At 54.9% G+C, this 20,903-nt stretch carries 17 protein-coding genes; 8 read left to right on the top strand and 9 right to left on the bottom strand.

The genetic code is table 11. The features are described 5' to 3' along the window. Positions 1 to 115: 115 nt before the first annotated feature. The 6 genes from PYL13_RS23075 to PYL13_RS23050 form a co-directional block, all read right to left on the bottom strand. Positions 116 to 913, bottom strand: coding sequence for an ABC transporter ATP-binding protein (locus PYL13_RS23075; RefSeq protein ID WP_275643010.1), 798 nt, complete (start codon positions 911 to 913; stop codon positions 116 to 118). Beyond that, positions 900 to 1,886, bottom strand: a complete 987-nt coding sequence (locus PYL13_RS23070; protein ID WP_275643009.1) for a FecCD family ABC transporter permease — start codon at positions 1,884 to 1,886, stop codon at positions 900 to 902. The genes PYL13_RS23075 and PYL13_RS23070 overlap by 14 nt, the downstream gene beginning before the upstream one ends. Next, entirely contained in the window at positions 1,883 to 2,863 is a 981-nt protein-coding gene (locus PYL13_RS23065; RefSeq protein WP_275643008.1) for a FecCD family ABC transporter permease, read from the bottom strand. The genes PYL13_RS23070 and PYL13_RS23065 overlap by 4 nt, the downstream gene beginning before the upstream one ends. A gap of 32 nt (positions 2,864 to 2,895) precedes the next feature. Continuing rightward, on the bottom strand, positions 2,896 to 3,831 hold the full coding sequence (locus tag PYL13_RS23060) for an iron-siderophore ABC transporter substrate-binding protein (RefSeq protein ID WP_275643007.1): 936 nt from the start codon (positions 3,829 to 3,831) through the stop codon (positions 2,896 to 2,898). Between the two features lie 54 nt (positions 3,832 to 3,885). After that, on the bottom strand, positions 3,886 to 6,282 hold the full coding sequence (locus tag PYL13_RS23055; RefSeq protein ID WP_275643006.1) for a TonB-dependent receptor domain-containing protein: 2,397 nt from the start codon (positions 6,280 to 6,282) through the stop codon (positions 3,886 to 3,888). A 360-nt stretch (positions 6,283 to 6,642) separates the two neighbouring features. Then, complete coding sequence (locus PYL13_RS23050) at positions 6,643 to 7,419, bottom strand: IclR family transcriptional regulator (RefSeq protein WP_275643005.1); 777 nt, start codon at positions 7,417 to 7,419, stop codon at positions 6,643 to 6,645. A gap of 215 nt (positions 7,420 to 7,634) precedes the next feature. On the opposite strand from PYL13_RS23050, the gene PYL13_RS23045 reads away from it, so the two are divergent. From PYL13_RS23045 to PYL13_RS23025, 5 genes are all read left to right on the top strand, one after another. Next, on the top strand, positions 7,635 to 8,318 hold the full coding sequence (locus PYL13_RS23045; protein ID WP_275643004.1) for an amino acid ABC transporter permease: 684 nt from the start codon (positions 7,635 to 7,637) through the stop codon (positions 8,316 to 8,318). 9 nt (positions 8,319 to 8,327) lie between these two features. Beyond that, positions 8,328 to 8,972: an amino acid ABC transporter permease gene (locus PYL13_RS23040; RefSeq protein WP_192490066.1), complete on the top strand. Its 645-nt coding sequence runs from the start codon at positions 8,328 to 8,330 to the stop codon at positions 8,970 to 8,972. Beyond that, the gene (locus PYL13_RS23035; protein WP_275643003.1) at positions 8,956 to 9,690 is read left to right on the top strand and encodes an amino acid ABC transporter ATP-binding protein; all 735 of its coding nucleotides are present in this window, start codon (positions 8,956 to 8,958) and stop codon (positions 9,688 to 9,690) included. Before PYL13_RS23040 ends, PYL13_RS23035 begins: the two co-directional genes overlap by 17 nt. 45 nt (positions 9,691 to 9,735) lie before the next feature. Then, positions 9,736 to 10,545 (top strand): transporter substrate-binding domain-containing protein, encoded by an 810-nt coding sequence (locus tag PYL13_RS23030; protein ID WP_259149663.1) that lies wholly within the window; start codon positions 9,736 to 9,738, stop codon positions 10,543 to 10,545. A gap of 65 nt (positions 10,546 to 10,610) precedes the next feature. Then, the gene (locus PYL13_RS23025) at positions 10,611 to 12,140 is read left to right on the top strand and encodes a UxaA family hydrolase (protein ID WP_275643002.1); all 1,530 of its coding nucleotides are present in this window, start codon (positions 10,611 to 10,613) and stop codon (positions 12,138 to 12,140) included. A 192-nt stretch (positions 12,141 to 12,332) separates the two neighbouring features. On the opposite strand, the gene htpG is transcribed toward PYL13_RS23025, so the two are convergent. Then, positions 12,333 to 14,225 (bottom strand): molecular chaperone HtpG, encoded by a 1,893-nt coding sequence (gene htpG, locus PYL13_RS23020; RefSeq protein ID WP_275643001.1) that lies wholly within the window; start codon positions 14,223 to 14,225, stop codon positions 12,333 to 12,335. A gap of 366 nt (positions 14,226 to 14,591) precedes the next feature. Here htpG and PYL13_RS23015 point away from each other — a divergent pair, with 366 nt between their 5' ends. Beyond that, positions 14,592 to 14,864: a DUF982 domain-containing protein gene (locus PYL13_RS23015; protein ID WP_441296691.1), complete on the top strand. Its 273-nt coding sequence runs from the start codon at positions 14,592 to 14,594 to the stop codon at positions 14,862 to 14,864. A gap of 59 nt (positions 14,865 to 14,923) precedes the next feature. Here the strand turns inward: PYL13_RS23015 and PYL13_RS23010 are convergent, their stop codons facing one another. Then, on the bottom strand, positions 14,924 to 15,217 hold the full coding sequence (locus PYL13_RS23010; RefSeq protein ID WP_275642999.1) for a hypothetical protein: 294 nt from the start codon (positions 15,215 to 15,217) through the stop codon (positions 14,924 to 14,926). A gap of 170 nt (positions 15,218 to 15,387) precedes the next feature. After that, the gene (locus PYL13_RS23005) at positions 15,388 to 15,630 is read right to left on the bottom strand and encodes a DUF6894 family protein (protein WP_405049481.1); all 243 of its coding nucleotides are present in this window, start codon (positions 15,628 to 15,630) and stop codon (positions 15,388 to 15,390) included. 627 nt (positions 15,631 to 16,257) lie between these two features. Between PYL13_RS23005 and treZ the strand changes: the two genes are divergently transcribed. Beyond that, on the top strand, positions 16,258 to 18,033 hold the full coding sequence (gene treZ / locus PYL13_RS23000) for a malto-oligosyltrehalose trehalohydrolase (protein WP_275642998.1): 1,776 nt from the start codon (positions 16,258 to 16,260) through the stop codon (positions 18,031 to 18,033). Further along, positions 18,030 to 20,606: a malto-oligosyltrehalose synthase gene (treY, locus tag PYL13_RS22995; RefSeq protein WP_275642997.1), complete on the top strand. Its 2,577-nt coding sequence runs from the start codon at positions 18,030 to 18,032 to the stop codon at positions 20,604 to 20,606. Before treZ ends, treY begins: the two co-directional genes overlap by 4 nt. Positions 20,607 to 20,903: the final 297 nt, after the last annotated feature.

The following is a 20,903-nucleotide window of genomic DNA, read 5'->3' as shown; positions in this document are numbered from 1 at the left end:
TTTTCATTTGACCTGTTCCGATCAGACAGCGCTGACCATGCCCAGACATCTGAAAATATTGCAGTGGTGTGATATTTCCATCACCCATCATGAAGCCGCAACATTGACGGTCGCCTTATAGCGGTATGCACAGCGGTGTTCCGGCAACCGGATCGCGCATGATCATAGTGTCTACGTTGAACACCTCAGTGATTGTCTTGGCAGAAATAACCTCTGCCGGATTTCCGGACGCTATGATGCGCCCAGCCTTGAGGATGACGATGTTGTGGGCATAGCGGGCGGCCTGGTTGATGTCATGCAAAACGGCAACAATGGTCTTGCCCTGGCGTTCAACAAGCATCGTCACGAGTTTCATCAATTCGATCTGATGTTCAAGGTCGAGATAGGTTGTCGGTTCATCGAGTAGAAGGACTTCACTTTGCTGGGCGAGTGTCATGGCAATCCATGCGCGTTGTCTTTGTCCGCCCGACAGGCTGTCCAAGGAACGATCGGCAAGGTCGGTTATACCGGTAAGTGTCAGCGCCTCTTCGCAGGCAGACTGATCTTCGCTGGACCACCGCGCAAATAAAGACCGGTGGGGATAGCGTCCTTGCTCGACAAGATCAGTGACAGTAAGCCCCTCCGGTGCGACCGGTCCTTGCAAAAGAACACCGATGCGCCGTGCCGTCTCCCTCGTAGAGAGCTGAGAGATGTTGTGACCATCCAGGAGCAAAGTGCCAGTTGTCGCAGGCATAAGGCCCGCGAACGTACGCAGAATAGTGGATTTGCCACTCCCGTTCGGCCCTATCAAAGCAGTGAAACGGCGCGGCGGCACGGCGAGATCAAAATTCTCGACAACGTAGCGTTTTCCATATGCAATATGGACATCAAATCCAGCCAGCTTGGCAGGCGGCGTTTTCTCATCCACGGTCATGGCGGCGTCCCCAGATCAAGTAGGCAAAAAATGGTGCTCCGATGAGGCCTGTGACAATGCCCGCAGGCAGTTGTGCTGGCGCTATGATCACGCGGCCCACCAGATCCGCCGATGTTACAAGGCAAGCTCCGACGAGGGCTGCCACAGGTATAATTCTGTAGTGTGCTGGACCGACCAGGCGGGTGGCAATGTGGGGTCCTATCAGCCCGACGAACCCGATCAGTCCAGACACTGCAACCGCTGCGCCACAAATCATTACGCAGATAAAGATCAAAAGACCGCGCATTTTATCAACCGGCTGGCCCAGGCTTCGTGCGGCGTTGTCACCAAAGCGGATGAGATCCAGTTCGGACGACAGAAGAAACGTCAGTATGATCGGCAGGACGAGCCAAAGCGATAACAGCCGAACCTTGAGCATATTGGCGTCATAGACACTTCCAGAAACCCAGATCATCGCGCGCTGTACATCACCAATCTCACCGAAGGCAGACAGGAAAGTAGTGACCGCACTGGCAAGCGCACCCAATCCCACGCCAATCAGGATGATCCTTAGGGATGATGTTCCACCACGCCATGAGAAGAGAAAAACAGTCCCTGCCATAATGGTTGCGCCACAAAATCCCGCGACCTGTAATAAAAATACAGGCGGGTCCTGCATCAGAACGATAACCGCCATCGCCGCAGCAGCGGCGCCGCCATTAATTCCAAGGACTCCAGGTTCCGCTAGAGGATTACGCAGGACGGCAATCGTGATCGTGCCTGCTGTTGCAAGCGCCGTTCCAACAAGGATGCCAAGAAGAACACGCGGCAGTCGCAGTTCAAGAACAATCATCACGTCTTGTTGGCTGGCATCGATACTCCCGGATAGCACGTCAAAAACTGCACGCCATGAGATGGAGATGTCGCCGAAGGTAAGGCTTGCGGCAATGAGGAGTGTCAGCAGCAACGTAAATACGGAAATGACCCGGATCACGTTTCCGCCCTCACCCTTGTCCGTGCAAGCCACAGAAAGAACGGTGCGCCGACCAGCGCAATCGTCACTCCAACCGGAAAACTCTGGCTCGCGAACAAGGTGCGTCCCATCATGTCGGCTATCACCACGAGGAAGGCGCCACCCACGGCGCAGAATGGCAAAATCCAGCGGTAGTCAACGCCGACCATGAAGCGAACAATGTGCGGCACAATAAGGCCGACAAAGCCAATCGGGCCAGCGAGCGCCACGGCTCCTCCTGCAAGGAGCATCACGATGACGACAGACACACCACGCCACAACGCGGTGTTTTGCCCAATCGCGCGGGAAGCGTCCGGGCCGAGACTAAGAGCTGTCAAATGCCTGCCGATGAACAAGGACGCAGCGAGCGCAACTGTTACATAGGGGGCGACATCCAGTATCTCAGCCAATGTCCGACCGGAGACCGATCCAGCCGTCCATAGGCGTACGGCATCAAGTGTGCTCTGATCGAATATCAGCACCGTCCCGGTCAATGACGTAAGGAAAGCGGTAACGACAGCGCCAGCGAGAATAAGACCAAGGGAATGGTGAACGATACCGCCCACGGAACCGAGTGCGTAAACAACAACGGCGGCAGCTCCTGCTCCACCGAAAGCAAACCATATGTAACTTGAACCGCTACCTGACCCCGTTAGTGTCATCATGGTTACGACAGCGAATGCAGCGCCGGCGTTGATTCCAAGCAGACCGGGTGAGGCAAGTGGATTATTGGTCACGGCCTGCATGATGGCGCCTGACATTGCGAGGGCGCTTCCAGCGATGATTGCGGTCAGTACACGTGGAAGCCTGATGGCGATGATCAGGATGTGATCACGCGACCCGTCGAAATGCACGAGTGCAGCAATCACAGTTTTCGCGGGCATCCACGTTGTGCCGACACTGATGGCCAGAAGACAGCCTAGCGCCAGCAGGAACAGCAGCACAAACAAAGCCAACATCCTCCGCCCAACTAACGTGCGGGCTCCCGTCCTCATTGGCTGTCCAGAATATGACGTTCAATGTCATCAAGAATGCGATGTGCCGACGCAAGACCGTGAAAGCTTTGCCATGGCCCACGATCGACCCGATAAGCCCGACCGCTCTGCACAGCAGGCAATAGCTGCCAAAGCGGATTTTGCACGACATCCTTTTCCAGTTTGTCGTCTTCATCGTTCTCAAAGCCGCTGGCCGAAACATAGAGCAGAATATCGCCGTCCAGACTGGCCAGTTCCTCCCAATCCGGACGCTTCACGATAGTGCCGTCTGTCACTGTTTCGTATGACGTGCGTTTCACTCCGGCTTCGTGAAGCACGGCAAAAGGCGCATAGGCTTCTGGTCCATCAACGAAAACCACGAAGCGGCCGGGTGCGAAACGCACAGTCGATACTGTCAGATCAGTCTTCGCCATTCGCTCTCGAATGCTGGAGACGCGCCTCTCATATGCTAGTAGCGCCTGGTCTGCCGTTCCCTCACGCCCCGCGACCTCAGACAAGCGCTGCAGATATTGTTTCCAATCCATGTGCTTGAAAAGCACCGTAGGGGCGATTTTCGCTGCAGTATCGTAAATCTGTCCATGGGCTTCGGCAGAACCGATAATCAAATCGGGTTTCAGCGCTGCAACCCTCTCGAGACTTGGCTCTCTGGGATTGCCCAAGTCGACCAAATTACGGTCTTTAACACTCTTCATCACCCCATCGTCCTGGATCGCCATATAAGGCGTCGCAACGACGGGAGCACCAAGTTCAAGGAGCATGCCTAGAGTGATAAGCGGATCAAGTGTCACAATCCTCTGCGCATTTTTAGGGATGCAGAGAGGACCATTGTAAACATCCTCACTGATCTCTTTGCCTTCGCATGCGGCATGCGAAAAAGAGGTGTTCATCAGAAAAATAATCAGGGCAAAACAGAAGCGCATTACAGACGTCATTTCATTCTTAGGGCTGAAATGGCTGTGGGGTACGACACCCCACAACAGCGGTTATCAGAACTTGACGCGGACATTCAGTCCGAATGAGCGACCCTTGCCCGCCTGGCCGAACGGCAGGGAATAGTCAGGATCCACGATCGTGAAATACTTCTCATCCGTGAGGTTCTCCACGAAGGCGATAACCTCCCAATTGTCCTTCTTGAAGCCAGTTTGCGTATTTAGGATGAAGCGCGGATCTATCTTGTACATGCCATTCGTGCCGAAGCGCGAATTGTAGCTCGTCGTGTACTTGGCATCGGCTCCGACAAAGACGCCGTTTTCGAACTCATACCGTCCACCCAAAGCCACACTCCATTCTGGAGCTTCCGGGAACGACTTACCGTCTTGTGGCAGCGTAAGTGCTGCGTGGTTGAAATCGATGAACTTAGTGTTCAGGTAGCCGATAGACATGAATGCGGTAAATTCATCTGTGACCTCAAGAGTTGGCTCGATCTCGAAACCCCAGGCCCGCGACGTTGCAGCGTTCGAAGTTATGCGATAGCCCGGGATGGATGGATCAGGGCGTATTTCAACCTGCTGATCGTCGTACTTCGTGTAGAAAAGATTGGCGTTCAGCGTCAGCCGGTCCTCAAGAAGCGTTCCCTTATAAGAGAGCTCAACATTCTGAGAGTATTCCGGATCGTAAGTGCCCAGATCACCGGTCACCCGATCGAAATAGGAGCCACCTGAACGAAAGCCCTGCGTGTAAGTAAGGCCAACCGTCTGGTTGTCACCGAACTCCTTGGAAAGGCCAACCTTTGGCACAAAATTCAGCTCGTTTAGGGACGATGGATCGCCTGTCAGCACCGCTGAGGGATCGATAAGGCCGAAATAGTTTCGCTGGTGATCCCTATCTTTCAGATAGTCTAGGCGCCCGCCCAGTGTTGCAAACCAGGTCGGTGCAAATTCGTAGGTCGCTTCACCGAAGACAGCGAAGTTAGATGTTCTGCGGTTCTGTGTATCGCTCTGCTGATACAGGTCGAATGCGACAATATCCGTTGCGCCGTCCCACACTTCGTGGCTACCGTAGACGCCAGCAACCCATTTCCAGCTATCGGCTTCGTAGTTTAACCGGAACTCTTGCGTGAATATTGAATTATCGTCTTCGCCGGTGATTCCATTGATCACACCCTCAGTGCCGTAATCGATCGAGCGCCGGTTGTTGATGCCGTACTGGTAACCCGTCTGGGATGTGAATCGCAGCGTATCTGAGAAATCATGTGTGACCTCGAGGCCTAGGTTGTGCGTCTCGGTCCAGCGATACTCCGTATACGTTACCGGGGAATTGTTGAAGTCGCCGCGGCCCGTATAGAGGCCCACGAGGGCGTCGTTCGGCCGATCTTTTGAGTAAGAATAGGTCAACAGTGCGCGGGTGTCCGGCATTTCTGATGGTGTGATCAGCACCTTAGCCCGCAATACACCGCTAATATCGGTCGTCAGTTCATCGTAATTGTCGAAAATCCTGAAATCCGAATAATCGGGCTGGGCATATGAACGCTCGAAGGCACCCGATATGCGCAAAGCGATCTGGTCATCGATAACAGGAGTATTAACCATGAAGGCAGTGCCTGCGAGATGATCGCTACCTATCGTGCCGGAAAGCTCAACTTCTTTATCGAACGTCGGATCTTTGGACTTGATGTAAATCGCCCCGGTCATGGCTGCACGGCCGGAAAGCGTTGACTGTGGGCCACGATAGACCTCAACCTGCTCAACATCCCAGAGGTTACGCGCACCGAAGCGGGCATTGTATCGCGTCTGGAGGATGCCATCGACATAGACCGATCCAGCCGGTCCACCGGACGGGACAAGACCTTCAGAACTCATGCCGCGGATGACGAAACCGGCGTTGACCGTGGCGCTGTCGAGCACGTTTGCCATGCGACGGTAGGTGTCCTGGGTGGTGCGTATTTGGCTGTCTACCAGGTTTTCAGCGTCCACGACGCCGACGCTGCTTGTCGTACCTTGAAGCGTCGTTGCGTTGCGTGATCCGTAAATTTTTATGGCATCAAGCACGGTACTTCCGTCCGCGGCAGGAGCTGTTGTGAGGTTGGATCCAGAAGAAAGTGTGACCTGGTTGGTTCCCGCAAATCTGGCACCAATACCTGTCCCGACCAGCACGGAATCCAGAGCTTGTTGAGCAGTCAGATTGCCACTGGCGCCTGAGGTCGTTTTGCCTTGGGCGATGGAAGCATCGAAGAGAATCTGTAACCCGGTTTGTGCAGCAAGGCTGTTGAGTGCTGGCGTCAACGGACCTGCCGGAACCGAAATTGGTTGCTGCGTTTGCTGCGCGACTGCCTTTTTGGCCATTTCCGGGACGACCGGGCTTAACACTACAAGTGCTGTACCAGCCAAAAGGATTTTACCCAGGCTTGCCCAAACCCGGCTTCCGGAAAAAACATCGTTATACATCGAGACCCCCAAATCGTAAGGCGCTTAACGCGCCTGTACCCAACACGTAGTTTCCGTACCAAACCGGAAAAATCGCGATTTCCGGCATGGTTTTGGACGCGGTTACACAATCCGCTCATGGGGTAGACGACTGGGTTTTGGCTCTTGGGACTATCGGCGAAAGAAAATCTGCTGATCGATCTGGGCACGCACCTACTTTGGGCGTTTCAAACGCTCAGATCACATCAAATGACAACGAGAACCATGGTATGTGAAGCCATATGACAATCCCAGTTTTGTTCACTCCAGCATGAACTCCAATGCCCTGGTCATGAATGTCAGCATATCCAAGGCCGGAAAATCTCCGCACGGGGAGTTTAATCATATGGCGTATCCCATACCGCGGGATATTGCCGCAGCGCTTTCTTGAACGATCGGCGCAAGCTCGATTAGCCTGGCTCTGGATATATGGGGTGGAGTGCTCGCCACACTCAAACCAGCGATGATCTTTCCTTGCGCGTCGCGAATGGGCGCAGCCACACAACCTATCCCTGTTTCGTTTTCTTCGATCTCCAAAGTGTAACCTGATAGGCAAAAATCACGCATTGAAGCCAGATAGTCGCTCCAGGTCAGGAAACCCGGTGGGGGACGATCATCTCCGAAGACCTCTGCCTGCGCCAGAGAATAGAGCCTTGCCCATTCGCTTTCGCCAAGATCGAGCATCTGGGCCTTTCCGGTACCGGTAACAGCTATCGGTTTGCGAAGCCCCACCCGCGAGCGCATTTCCAGCCCACGTCGGCCAGGTATCTTGTCGACATATATAACGTGGTCCCCATCGCGTACGCTCAGGTGGATCGTATCGCTGGTCTCATCGGATAGTTTTTCCAAAATAGGCCGCGCGACGAAAGTCAGTGGCATTTGCGTCAGTGCCGTGGCTCCCAGTTCAATCAAACGGGTGCCAAGCAGATATCCTCGTCCCTCGACGTGGCGAATAAAGCCCTCCCTCTGGAGGAATGCGACCAGTCGATGGGTCGTGCTGCGCGTTGTGCCGGTTTCCTTGCCAATCGATGCCAGGTCGCTCTTTCCGGCCGCGACAGCATTCAGCGTAGCAAATGCCCGAGATAAAGATTGAGTGCCCTGACCTGCCTGATCGCTCATTTAATATCCATACTATGAAACAGATTCTCTCATGTTGGGATATAACACGATTTTATTTCCGGCAACAACATGATAATCGCATTAAATCCCATATTATGGGATTGCATCTTACATATTGAACACAAATGAAAATGGTGCTAGGAGCTTGCCCACTGCCCGACCTGCACTTGCACGGCAGCCCCATTGGACGCTCAAAAGGGAGGAGCGCCTGCACCATGGACTATCAATTTGACTTCAGCTTTCTCGCTGAATACTGGCCCGAACTTCTTCGCGGCCTCTGGCTGACAATAAAGATGTCGGTGATCACGATCGCGCTCGGTTTCGCAGTCGGCACCCTCTTTGCTGTTGGGCGGAGCTCTCAAAGCAGTTGGCTTCGCCGCCTCTGTGCGATCTATGTGGAAGTGATCCGCAACACGCCACTTCTCATCCAGATGTTCCTGATCTACTTCGGGCTGGCATCACTCGGCTTGAAGCTCGGCGCTGATTTTTGCGCGATCCTCGCAATCGTCATCAACATAAGTGCCTACACTTGCGAGATCATGCGGGCAGGCATCGAATCGATCCGCAAGGGTCAGCTTGAAGCTGCGAACTGTCTTGGCTTGTCGAGGCTGCAGACTCTGGCAATGATCGTTCTGCCGCCAGCAACCGAGCGCGTTTATCCCGCACTGACCAGTCAGTTCATCCTTATCATGTTGACGACAAGCGTCGTTTCGCAGATTTCCGCAGAAGAACTGACCTCAATCGCAACACGGATAGACTCCATCACCTTCCGCTCCTTCGAGATCTATCTGGTGGTGGCAATTCTCTACATTCTCCTGGCCGCAACCGTGCGCATCTTTTTCTGGCTGCTCGGCCGGTTGGCCTTCCCTCGCTTGCGCCGACTTGGCAGCCCGCTCTAAGGCCCCGCCATGCTTACAAGTTTTCAAATTCAAGCGCTGCTGGTCGGCGCAACCTGGACCTTGGGCCTGTCTCTGGTCGCCTTTGCGGCAGGCGGTATTCTGGGGCTGCTGATTGCCGTTTCACGCGTGTCCCAAAACCGCATGCTGCGTTACCTGTCGTTCCTTTACGTGCAAATCGTCCAAGGTACGCCACTGCTGATCCAAATGCTGCTGGCTTATTTCGGCCTGTCGCTCCTGGGAATTGACATCGCGCCTTTCGCGGCGGCTTCGCTGGCAATTGCAGTCTACGCCAGCGCCTATTTCGGGGAGATCTGGCGCGGTGGCATCTTGTCAGTCCCCAAGACCCAGTGGGAAGCTGCCGAATGTCTGGCGCTCAGTTCCCTTCAGCGGTTCTGGCTGGTCATAGTACCCCAGGCGCTTCGTCTCTCAACGCCCCCCACAGTAGGCTTCATGGTGCAGATCGTGAAGAACACGTCGCTTGCTTCGGTCATCGGTGTCGCCGACCTGACCTATACGAGCAAGCTAATCAACAACTCGACGTTCCAGCCCTTTCAGGTCTTCGTGCTCGTCGCCGCCCTTTATTTCCTGATGTGCTTCCCGCTCGCATGGTGGAGCCGCAAGCTGGAGGATCGCCTCAATGTCTCCAATCGTTAAACTCACGAACGTTTCCAAATCCTTTGGAGCCCTGCAGGTGCTCAAAGGCATCTCATTCGAGGTCGCCCAGGGATCGGTGGTCGCACTAATCGGACGAAGCGGTTCGGGGAAAAGCACTGCCCTGCGCTGCATAAACGGCCTCGAAACCATCAATGGCGGCGAGATCGAAATCTGTTCGCACACACTTGGCACCAAGCTCGACAGCAAGTTACTGCATCAACTGCATCTCGACGTTGGCATCGTCTTCCAGAGCTATAACCTTTTCCCGCACCTGACGGTCGGTCAGAACATCATGCTCGCGCCTCGCTGGGTGAAAAAGGCGTCGCGTTCCCACGCGAAAGAAACGGCCAGGGAAGTGCTCGATCGCGTGGGCCTCCTTGAGAAATTCGACAATTACCCTGAGCAGCTCTCCGGTGGCCAGCAGCAGCGCGTGGCGATCGCCCGCTCGCTGGCCATGCGTCCAAAGGTCATGCTGTTCGATGAAGTCACATCAGCGCTTGACCCGGAACTGACCGGCGAAGTCCTGCGCGTCATGGAAAACCTTGCCCGTGAAGGCATGACCATGGTGCTGGTCACTCACGAAATGGCTTTCGCCCGCGGCGTCGCCAACAACGTGATTTTCATGCACGAGGGCAAAATTCACGAAAGCGGACCAGGCTCAATGCTGTCTGCACCCCAAACGCGTGAACTCGCCCAATTCGTCGGCAACGGCCTGTGAAGGGGCACCGCAACACTTTCCAAAAACTCAACGGAGGAAATGAGTATGAAACTGACAGCATGTCTTACCGCCTTTCTAGCGACGATTGCCTTGGGAACCGGCGCATACGCCGTCAAGGCCGACGACCTTGCCAAGATCCAAGAGAACAAGTCGATCACCATTGGGATTGACCTGGGCCAAGCCCCGTTTGGCATGGTCGATGGACAGATGAAGCAGGTAGGCTCGGACGTTGCGGCCGCCGAACTCCTGGCCAAGGATCTCGGCGTTGAACTTAAGGTCGTTTCCGTTTCACCCGCAAACCGCATCCCCTACCTGATGACGAACAAGGTCAATGCGGTCATCGCCAGCTTTTCGATCACAGACGAGCGCAAAAAGACGGTCGACTTCTCCGCTCCTTACGCCGTCATTCAGGCTGCTGTGTCCACGACGGGTGGTCTGAAAGTCACCTCATTGAAGGATATTGAAGGCAAGGAAGTCGCTGTAACCCGTGGCTCGACCAACGACCAGATCATCACCAAGGCAGTCACCGACGAAGGTCTGAAGGACGTGACCATTGTCCGCTATGACGATAATGCCACGGCAACCAACGCCGTCGTTTCCGGCCAGCAGTCGGTTTACGTGGTCGCACCGTCCCTGCTGGCGCCGGTCAACGCCGCCAACCCGTCGAAGCAGATCGAACCTCAGCTCACACTTAAAACCTTCCCGCTCGGCATCGGCCTCCGCAAGAACCAGGATGCCTTCAAAGCCTATCTTGACAAGTGGGTGGCTGACAATCTGGCGAACGGCAAGCTGCGTGAGATCTACAAGACCTACCACAATGTCGACCTGCCAGAAGACATGACCAACATCAACTGACTATGAAGCCTGCCGGTCTCCTGGCGGAGGCCGGCCCCCATTTCGCAAAGGCACTGGAAATCGAGATGTCTGCACCAACAATCATCCGCCTCCGACCTGAAGACGACGTCGTCATCGCCGCCAAGGCGGTCTGCGCCGACACAGTGTTGCCGGAACACGGAATCACTGTCCTTACCGATGTGCCCGCAGGTCACAAGATCGCGGTGCGCGATATTAAAGCGGGCTCTCCGGTCCGGAAATACAATCAGATCATCGGCGCTGCCAGTGCGGATATACCCGCTGGCGCCCATATTCATGTCCATAATCTTGAAATGATGGAGGTCGAACACGACTTTGCGATCGGCCAGGATTTCCATCCCGTGAAATACGAAACAAAACCTGTGACCTTCATGGGCATCAAGCGCCCGGACGGACGCGTAGCCACGCGCAACTATATTGGCATTTTGACCAGCGTGAACTGTTCGGCGCGCGTGGCGCGTGTCATCGCCGATCACTTCCGTCGCGATATCAATCCATCGGCGTTGGCCGATTTTCCCAATGTTGATGGCGTCGTGGCTCTCACGCATGGCATCGGTTGCGGCGTCGATGTCGCAAGCGAAGGCATGGCGATGGTGCGCCGGACGATTTCCGGTTACGCTGTCCATCCGAATTTCGGAGCGGTCGTGATCGTCGGTCTTGGCTGCGAGGCGAACCAGATATCCACAATCATGGACGAGCGGGAGCTTTCTGAAAAAGAAACCCTGCAGGCGTTCACCATTCAGGCGCTCGGCGGGACCGCCAAAACCATTCAGCATGGTATCGAGAAGATTCGCTCGATCCTTCCCACTGTCAACGAGGTTCAGCGGGAACCGCTGCCAGTTTCGCATCTTACTGTCGGTCTGCAGTGTGGCGGCTCTGACGGGTATTCAGGCATTACAGCAAATCCGGCACTAGGTGCAGCCGTCGATATATTAGTCCGGAACGGCGGCACCGCCATCCTTTCCGAAACGCCGGAAGTCTATGGCGCAGAACACCTTCTGACGCGTCGCGCCTCCAGTCAGATCGTGGGCGAAAAACTTGTCCGCCGTCTGGAGTGGTGGAAGGAATATTGCGCCCGCAACGGCGCTGAAATGAACAACAATCCTTCCGCCGGCAACAAGGCGGGCGGCCTCACGACCATTCTGGAGAAATCACTGGGTGCCGTGGCCAAGGGCGGCACCACGCCGCTGAACGGTGTCTATGAATATGCCCAACAGATTACGACCAAAGGTCTCGTGTTCATGGATTCGCCCGGCTTTGATCCGATCTCTGCTACCGGACAGGTCGCTTCGGGGGCCAACCTGATCTGCTTTACCACTGGTCGCGGCTCTGCATTCGGTTGCATGCCCTCCCCGTCCCTCAAGCTTTCGACCAATACCGCCACGTGGAAACGACAAGAAGAGGATATGGACATCAACTGCGGCTCGATCATTGACGGCGACGCCACGATTGACGAGCTGGGTAAGACGATCTTCCAGATGATCATCGACTGCGCATCAGGAAAGCCGTCTAAAAGTGAAGCTTTCGGCTATGGCCAGGACGAATTTGTTCCATGGCAGATCGGCGTCGTTACCTGACCACCCGGCATCATGTCCCTACGTAGGGCGGTAGGTCTTCGACCTTCCGCCACGTTCCGTGCGCCATTTGGGCAATGCGCTCGTAGAAGATTTTACAAAGGTCGGCTGTTCCCTCATCTCCTCTGCGCCCATACAGGGCGGGTTGTGCGCCCGGTAAGACCCCGGCCATGATGGCCGGGGTGTGGATAAAGCTTACTGGTTTAACCCTGTCGCCAAAGAAAACAGTCTAGCCTGACGCTGCGCAAAGGCGCGCGGGTCGGAGGGTTTGTCCCCGTCGAGAATGCGGGCCTGATCGAGCAGCAGCCACGCGGCATCCTCAAGAAATACCCGGTCTTCGACGCCGGCAATACGCTGAACCACTTCGTTTTGCGCATTGATTTCAAGGATCGGCTTTGACGCGGTTTGAAGTCGCCCTGCCCCTTGAAGGATTTTTTCAAGCTGTCTATCCGGGCCATGCTCAGATGCCACGAGACACACGGCACTTTCGGTCAAACGGCCAGATACCCGCACGTCGGCGAGCTCGTCAACAAGAACGCTGCGGGCGAGATCGATAAAGGCAGCGACATTCGCAGGCGCTTCGTGTTTTGGAGCGCCAGTGCCATCCACGCCAGAAACTTCGTCTAGATCGGCCAGACCCTGGGTGACAGACTTGAGAGGTTTGCCCTCAAACTCGGATATGTTGCCTGGCCAGAAACTGTCAACCGGATCCGACAGCAACAGCACTTCAATTCCTTTGGCACGAAAGCCCTCCAGATGTGGCGAAGACCTCAGTTGTTCGATACTGGACCCGTTGATGTAGTAGATCGATGACTGCCCTTCCTTCATGTCCGCTACGTAGTCACCGATGGTGCGTGTGGCGTCGTCGACGGCTGTTGTTTGGAATCGCGCCAGCTTGAGCAGTTGCTCACGACGTTCCCAGTCTTCGTAAATCCCTTCCTTTAAAATCGGTCCGAAGAGGTCCCAGAATTTGGCGAAAGTGTCGCTCTCGTTTTCAGCCAGTTTCTCCAAGGCGACAATGACCCGGTTGGTAACCCCTTTGCGGATTGCCGACAGGACCGGACTTTCCTGGATTGTCTCGCGCGAAATATTGAGAGGCAGGTCAGACGTATCCACAATACCACGCACGAACCTGAGGTATCTTGGCAGCACTTCGGCATCGTCCGTGATAAAGACGCGCTTCACGTAGAGTTTCATTCGCCCCTTACGCTCCGGGTCGAACAGATCAAACGGCTGGGCTCCCGGGACGAACGCCAGAGTGGTATATTCGTGGCGGCCCTCGGCGTGGAAATGGACTGTTGTCAAAGGTGCATCATAGTCCCCGGAGATACCACGATAGAAATCGTCGTAATCCTGTTTGGCAATTTCGCTCCTGGAACGGGTCCAGAGCGCCACACCATCAGAGACTTGCGTCGGTTCAGCGCCATCCTTTTCAATCAGGCGGACGGGAATGGGTACATGCCCGGACTGGTCACGAATGATTTTCTCTACGGGCCACTTGCCGGTATACTTCTTCGCATCCTCCATTAGGTGCAGGATGACTCGAGTGCCCCTTTCAGGCGCCTGATCAAGATCGACGGCAACCATGTCGTAACTGCCCTTGCCGTCGGACGACCACTTCCAGGCGGCGGCCTCGCCTGCGCGACGGGAAATGACATCGACCCTCTCGGCAACCATGAAGGAGGAATAGAAACCCACCCCAAACTGACCGATCAGTTGCGCCTTGTCCCCGGTTTTGGCGGCTTCGAGCCTTTCCATGAAGGCTTTGGTCCCCGAGCGGGCAATCGTACCGAGGGCATCGATCATTTCGTCGTGGCTCATGCCAATGCCGTTGTCCTCGACTATTACCGTAGAAGCTTGTTCATCGAGTTTAACGAGGATTTCTGGCTGCGTGCCCTCAGGATTGAGCTGCGGCTGCAATATTGATTCATAGCGAAGCTTTTCGCAGGCATCTGCGGCATTCGAAATCAGTTCGCGCAGGAAGACATCCCTGTCCGAGTAGACAGAATGGACCATCATATGCAGAAGGCGACTGACATCGGCTTCAAATGAATGTTTTTCGGGCAGAGCGTCCTGTCCTGTGGTCATTGGTAATCTCCATGTTGCAGAAAACGGCGATCAGATGGTTTTTCATGTTGTGAATTTCAAGCCATGAAATCTGTCTTTACCGAAGATATGAATTCACCTGAAACTTTGGCCGAAGCACACGACACCCTACTGCTGGAAGCCTCCTGTTGTCGTGCAAGACGACCTTGTTCCACCAGATCGCAACACTACCGTCTATAGCGTGTCGGTTTCCAGTTGGACCATCTCACAACGATAACCCGCACAAGTGCTGTCCAGCGATGGATCTGGGGTGTGAGGCGTCACTATGTAAGCCAGCGTACATTTGCGCCGGAAGAACAAACGACGAGGAACTTTCCTGGCGAGGCGGTGTTGGTAGCGGCAGCAGCAATGGAGGATGATATGCCTGCCCTTTCCTGGAATACCCCGGTCCAAGTCAACATGCCCCATAGCGGAAGGCAGACCGTACACGGCCCGTTTGCGGCTTTAATTTTACTTTTGGACGAATGGCCCACTATCAGTGGTCCAGCCTACGCCATGGCGCGCAGCAGATGTCGCGCCGCCCTTGATGGAAGAGCGACACCGGAAGAAGCTCGCGAGCTGTTTTTGACAGCTGCCGAAGAAGCCAGCGTTCTGCCAGGATCGCATCGTTACGTCGCCTGAGTAGGAACATATCACAGCGCCACAGGACTTGTTAGAACCCGCCGAGCGCGTCGCTGTGTTTACTTGCCAGTAACGTGTATTGCACCGGCATTACCGAAGCTCTGCTGAACTGCCGGTATCTGGCTCGCCGCGATGTCGGCCGAAACCTCTATCTCGCCCTCATGCGGCGCGTCGAGCCGATCGACGTCGCCACGTGAGGAACTTGTTCCATTTGTATTTTGATCGGAGGCCGACTGGATAAATACATCTGGGCGCGAAATGCCCACCTGCTGCACCAGATGCTCGACCGCCAGATCGGCCGCCTCACGTGTCCTGAACCGTGCCCGGATGGTAATGGTGTTTTCGTCTGTCACGATATTTCTCCTGTCTGAATTAAAATCAGTTTGACTAACGCTCGGGACCACCATGTGGAGAGCCGCGAGCGACTGCCGGCACCGGTGAGATCCGTTTGACTGGTCAAAGCCAGTTAATTGCAACAGCGGTAACTGGCGTCCGTCATCCATGTCGCAGTTGGCGCCTTCCCTCAGTCCAGACGCAGGGCTGAGCGCACGGGTATTGTCGCAATTACCACACCATCTATTCGTATCACCTCGAACCTCGCGCCATCGACGACCTCACCTTTCAGGATTTTCTCGGCGAGCATTTCTCTGGCGGCCTGCATGGCCTCAGCTCGGGCCCGGTCATCACTGGCAAGTTCCACACCCTCCTCATCGAGGGATAGCCCGTCGCGATCTCTGACATGGAAGAAATACCTGGGCATTATCATGCTCGCTAATCATTCAGATTACTAAACCTGCTTGGCGCTAGTTGGTTCCGTGACGTCGCCTTTATGGCGATCCCGTTGCGCGGTCGGGGCGCAATCACATAGCCGACGATCGGCCGACTATGGGCCAACATTCCCCAGTGAGTGTCGCGGCCATGCGGGTACAAAACTCGGCGTTGCTCAAATTAAGCGGGCAACGCCGTTCGCACGTTTAATGTTAAATCCACAACGGAAACACCGACCGATAGGAGGAAAATTAGCAGATCGATTATCCGGTACTGATAAATCGTCTCAGTTCCCATCCGTTTGCAACGCTGACGGCAAGATTAGACCGCTCGCAGGTAAAAGCGTCAGAGTTAGGCTTGGTCGCACCGACAGGCCTGCCATCCAGGCCTTAGCCAGACATAGGGTTCACGACTATCAAGGGATAGAGAGAACTGCCCACACGTTCCGGACAGCGGGCAAAAAGTTGATACGGGCTTTCACCTCCCTGAAGCGGTAACCCGTTCACGCCGAAGTTCCGGCCCGGGCCGCTATCGTACGGTGACGTACTTTTTTATTGTGTTTGAAACCGTTCGAGCAGATGCGGGTTAAGCGAGTGGTAAATTCATTCCCTCTCAGTAAGGCAACATGTCCCCCTGCTTCGGTCCCATCATTGGCAAAGACAGTACTACATTTCAGCTATGGGCTCCATTTCATGACAGAATAGGTTTAAAGCTCGACAATCGCCACTTGTACGACATGCGCCGTGCTGATGACGGCTGGTTTACAGCTGTCGTCGAAGGTGCGGGGCCCGGCACCCTCTACCAGTTTATATTGCCCGACGGGATCGCTGTACCCGACCCCGCTTCACGCCACCAGCCGAACGACGTTCATGGACCAAGCGAAGTCGCTGATCTTAGCGCCTATGCATGGAAGCGACAGAAGTGGACCGGTCGTCGGTGGGAAGAGATGGTTCTCTATGAGCTTCATGTTGGGACCTACACAAAAGAAGGAACGTTCAAAGGGGTGATCGAACGGCTTGATCACCTCAAGCATATTGGCGTGACCGCTCTCCAGATCATGCCCATCGCTGATTTTCCTGGCGGTTACAACTGGGGATACGACGGCGTTTTACCCTATGCCCCCGACAGCAGTTACGGACGGCCGCAGGATCTCATGGCGCTGGTTGATGCCGCCCATGAGCGCGGCATCTGTGTTTTCCTCGATGTCGTTTACAATCACTTCGGATCTGACGGGAATTACATTCCACTTTATGCGCCGCTGTTCTCGAAGCGTCACGAAACGACGTGGGGAAATGGCCTCAATTACGACGGCGCCGACAGTGGCATGGTCAGGAAGTTCATCGTTGAAAACGCGTTGTACTGGATCAGAGAGTACAATGTCGACGGCCTGAGACTTGACGCGGTTCACGCGATAATCGACGACTCGCAAGAGCACCTTCTGGTGGAAATCGCAAGACGTGTTCGTGAAGCAGTGACCGATCGGCATGTGCATCTCATCGTTGAAAACGAAAACAACGACAGCGCGTTGCTGGAGCGCGACCATGACGGCCATGTTCTCCACTACACCGCGCAGTGGAACGACGACCTACACCATGCACTTCATGTCGCGGCCACTCATGAAACATTCGGATATTACGGGGACTACGCTGCTGGTCAAAATGGTCTTGGCCGAGCGCTCGCGGAAGGGTTTGTGTTCCAGGGAGAGGTCATGCCCTATCGGGGCGAGGCGCGCGGCAAGACAACTGCCGACCTTCCACCGAGCGCTTTTGTCTCGTTCATCCAGAATCATGATCAGATCGGAAACCGCGCCTTTGGCGATCGGATGATCACCTATACCGATCCGCAGGCTCTCAAAGCCATCACGGCGATATATCTTCTTCTACCACAGATACCGATGTTATTCATGGGAGAAGAATGGGGAGCCTCCACCCCTTTTCCGTTCTTTTGCGATCTCAACGAAGACTTGAACGATATCGTTCGCGAGGGTCGTCGCAAGGAGCTTTCACGTCTTCCCGGCTTCGAGGGCGAGGACATCCCAGATCCGACAGCGTTGTCGACGTTTATCTCGGGAAAACTGGATTGGGCAGCCCTTGGATCTGACCCTGCTGTCCAGTGGCTTGCATTTTATCAGTCCTTGTTGATGACCCGGCGACAGTGGATCGTTCCTCTTCTCGATCAAGGCATCAAGGGAGTTGGAACAACGCATCAGGAAGGCACAACGGTGATCGTTGAATGGAAGCTGCCGCGTGAAGCGACGCTCCGTTTGATGGCAAACCTTTCACCAGCTCCCGGCGCGTTCGTCACAAGGAGCGATAAGGCAGAAACGATTTTCTCCCTTGGTGGCGTTGCAAATGAGCAGCTGCCGCCATGGGGTATTCTCTGGAGGATAGAGCATCCATGACAGCAACGGTTCCAACAGCAACCTATCGCCTCCAGTTTCGCAATGGCATGACGTTTGCGCGAGCAAGCTGCCTTGTTCCGTATTTAAAGCAACTGGGTATCAGCCATCTGTACGCTTCTCCCGTCTTCACGGCTGTACAGGGCTCCACCCACGGCTACGACATCATCGATCCGAACGAAATTGATCCGTCTCTGGGGGGACGCAAGGGATTTGACGGTCTGGTCGACGTGCTCAGAAAGCACGATATCGGACTGATCCTGGACATCGTTCCCAATCACATGGCTGCGTCCATGGAAAACGAGTGGTGGCGTGACGTAGTCGAATTTGGTCGGGAAAGCACATATGCCCGATTTTTCGATGTTGACTGGTCCCGGCCGATCACGCTTCCGTTTCTGTCCGATACGTTTGAAAAAGTCCTCGAAAGTGGTGACCTTAAAGTCAAACTGCATCCTGAGACGGCACAGCCCTCGATAGAATATCTCGGTACGTTTTACCCTCTTAATTCTTCATCCTATACAGGCGACGACATCGTTACCTCTCCCGACAAGAACCGGCTGCGTCAACTGCATGAGCAACAGCCGTATCGATTGACGTCATGGCGCGATGCGTCCAGCAACCTGTCATATCGGCGATTTTTTGAGGTAACCGGTTTGATCGGAATGCGGGTTGAGGACGAAGCTGTCTTTGAGACAACGCATCGGCTGATCCTGGAGCTTGTGGAAAATGGCGCCGTAGATGGCTTGCGCGTCGATCATGTCGATGGCCTATCGGATCCGTCGAGTTATCTTGAACGACTTCGGAAGAAAGCGGGGCCGGACTGCTACATCACTATCGAGAAAATTCTCGCAACCGGTGAGCAGATCCCGCAGACGTGGCCCGTGTCCGGCACGACCGGCTACGAGTTCATCGAAGCCATTTCCAATGTCTTTGTGCCTCCTGATAAAGCTGACTTGATGTACTCATCCTATGATGAGGTTGCAGGACATGTATCGGCTGCGACGAATGAGCTCGAACTGGCTCGATTACAAATGATTGACGTCAACTTCGAGGGCGAGACAGGCACTCTTTGCGATCTCGCTCAGAACATAAGTATCCGTCAGTCCCGCGGGTTTTCGTCGGACACGATTAAGAATGCGATAAGGGCCGTTCTTCTCCACTTTCCGGTGTACCGGACATACGGCACCGATCAGGGCTTTGCGTATCAGGACCAGGAAATACTCGACCTCGTACTGGCCCGTGCCAGATCCATGCCAAACGCGCCGAAATCAGATGCTTTGACATTCATCGAGCAGATCCTTTTGACAAAGGTTGGCACGCCCCCTGACCCGGACGCGTCGGAATTCCGCAGACGCTTCCAGCAGTTGACCGGCCCCCTGATGGCCAAGGCGGTTGAAGACACATTGTTTTACCGGCGCAACGCCATTCTTGCCCTCAATGAGGTGGGCGGCGAGCCTCTAGCCAGACCCTATTCGCTACACCGCTTTCATGCCGACATGCAAAGGCGCCTTGTGCGGCAGCCGGATGGCCTTTCTGGTACATCAACCCATGACACGAAACGCGGCGAGGATGCCCGAGCCAGACTATATTCCCTTCTTGAGGCACCCGAGACCTGGAAAAGCGCCGTTCAAAGATGGCAGGTCATCAATCAGGACCACGTCCGGTTCCTGCCAGACGGGCCTGCCCCTGAACCGGCCGTAGAATGGATGTTGTATCAGGCACTCGCCGGCGTATGGCCTGCGGATTTGCAGCCAGAGGACAAAGTTGGGCGTCAGGGACTTCACGAGCGGTTTTCCGGTTATGTGGAAAAAGCCCTGAGAGAAGCAAAGCTGCGGACCAACTGGGGCCAGGTGAACAAGCCCTACGAGGACGCTGTCTTGTCCTATTCGAAAAATCTGCTGTCCGTCGATAACCAGTCTTTCCTTAGGGATTTCGTGGCAACAGTTACACCCTTTGTCCGGGCGGGTCTCGTCAATTCATTGACGCAGGTCGCGATCAAGCTGACCGCGCCTGGAATTCCCGACGTCTATCAGGGATGCGAAAGTCTCGACTTCAGCCTGGTTGATCCGGATAACCGACGTCAGCCCGACTTTGAAGCGCTCCAGCACGTGCTATTGTCCGGTCAGCGCATTGATTTCAGTGACGACCAGAACTGGAACAGCGGCCTGGTCAAGCAGTTCGTGACCCGCACATTACTCACGCTAAGACAGCGGGCGCCCGGACTTTTCAGAGCCGGACAATATATCCCGCTGCAGACAACCGGTGATAATCGTGACGAATATGTCGCCTTCGCTCGCGCTGACAACACCAACGTGATCATTATTGTAGCGCCCCGGGTGGTGCTTGAAAAAGTCGGCCGCGGACCGTTCGCGAACTCATTCTATAAAAAAGGCACCTGCTCCGTCAGATTGGCGGGAGAACTGTCAAACAGGCATTATCGAAGTATCTGGAGCGGCAAACCGGTTGAAGTCGATGAACGTCTCGACATCGCGTGTATCGATGGCATGCCTTTGATTGCTCTTTGGGCGGGAAGCGACTTGCCTCAGCAGGGCAATAAGAGTGGCGAACGAGGGTGAAGCCTGCTTGGTTCGTTTCTCCATTCGGACTGACGGCCATCACCGCCAGACGCCGCCCGCGCCAGATGCCGCCTTATGGGCCATCTATGGGGTCCAGGGCGGTCTGATCAGCAATTTGCTCACATCCAGCGGTTCTGTTGAACCGCTTTGCGGAATGGAAAAGGCGGCGAACGTTCAATCGGGCTTTTTCAAAACAAAGCAGATAACGCCTGATCTCGAGAGAACCCGCGAGCTCAATACGCAGCCACCAGCCAGACTGATAACGAATTAGCAGGATCAACCGTTGTCGGTCAGCTT

Origin of the sequence: Agrobacterium sp. Azo12 (genome assembly GCF_029193765.2) — a bacterium.
Lineage (GTDB): Bacteria > Pseudomonadota > Alphaproteobacteria > Rhizobiales > Rhizobiaceae > Agrobacterium.
The sequence above is the reverse complement of the archived record's forward strand: the minus strand, read 5'-3'. Positions and strand labels throughout refer to the sequence as shown.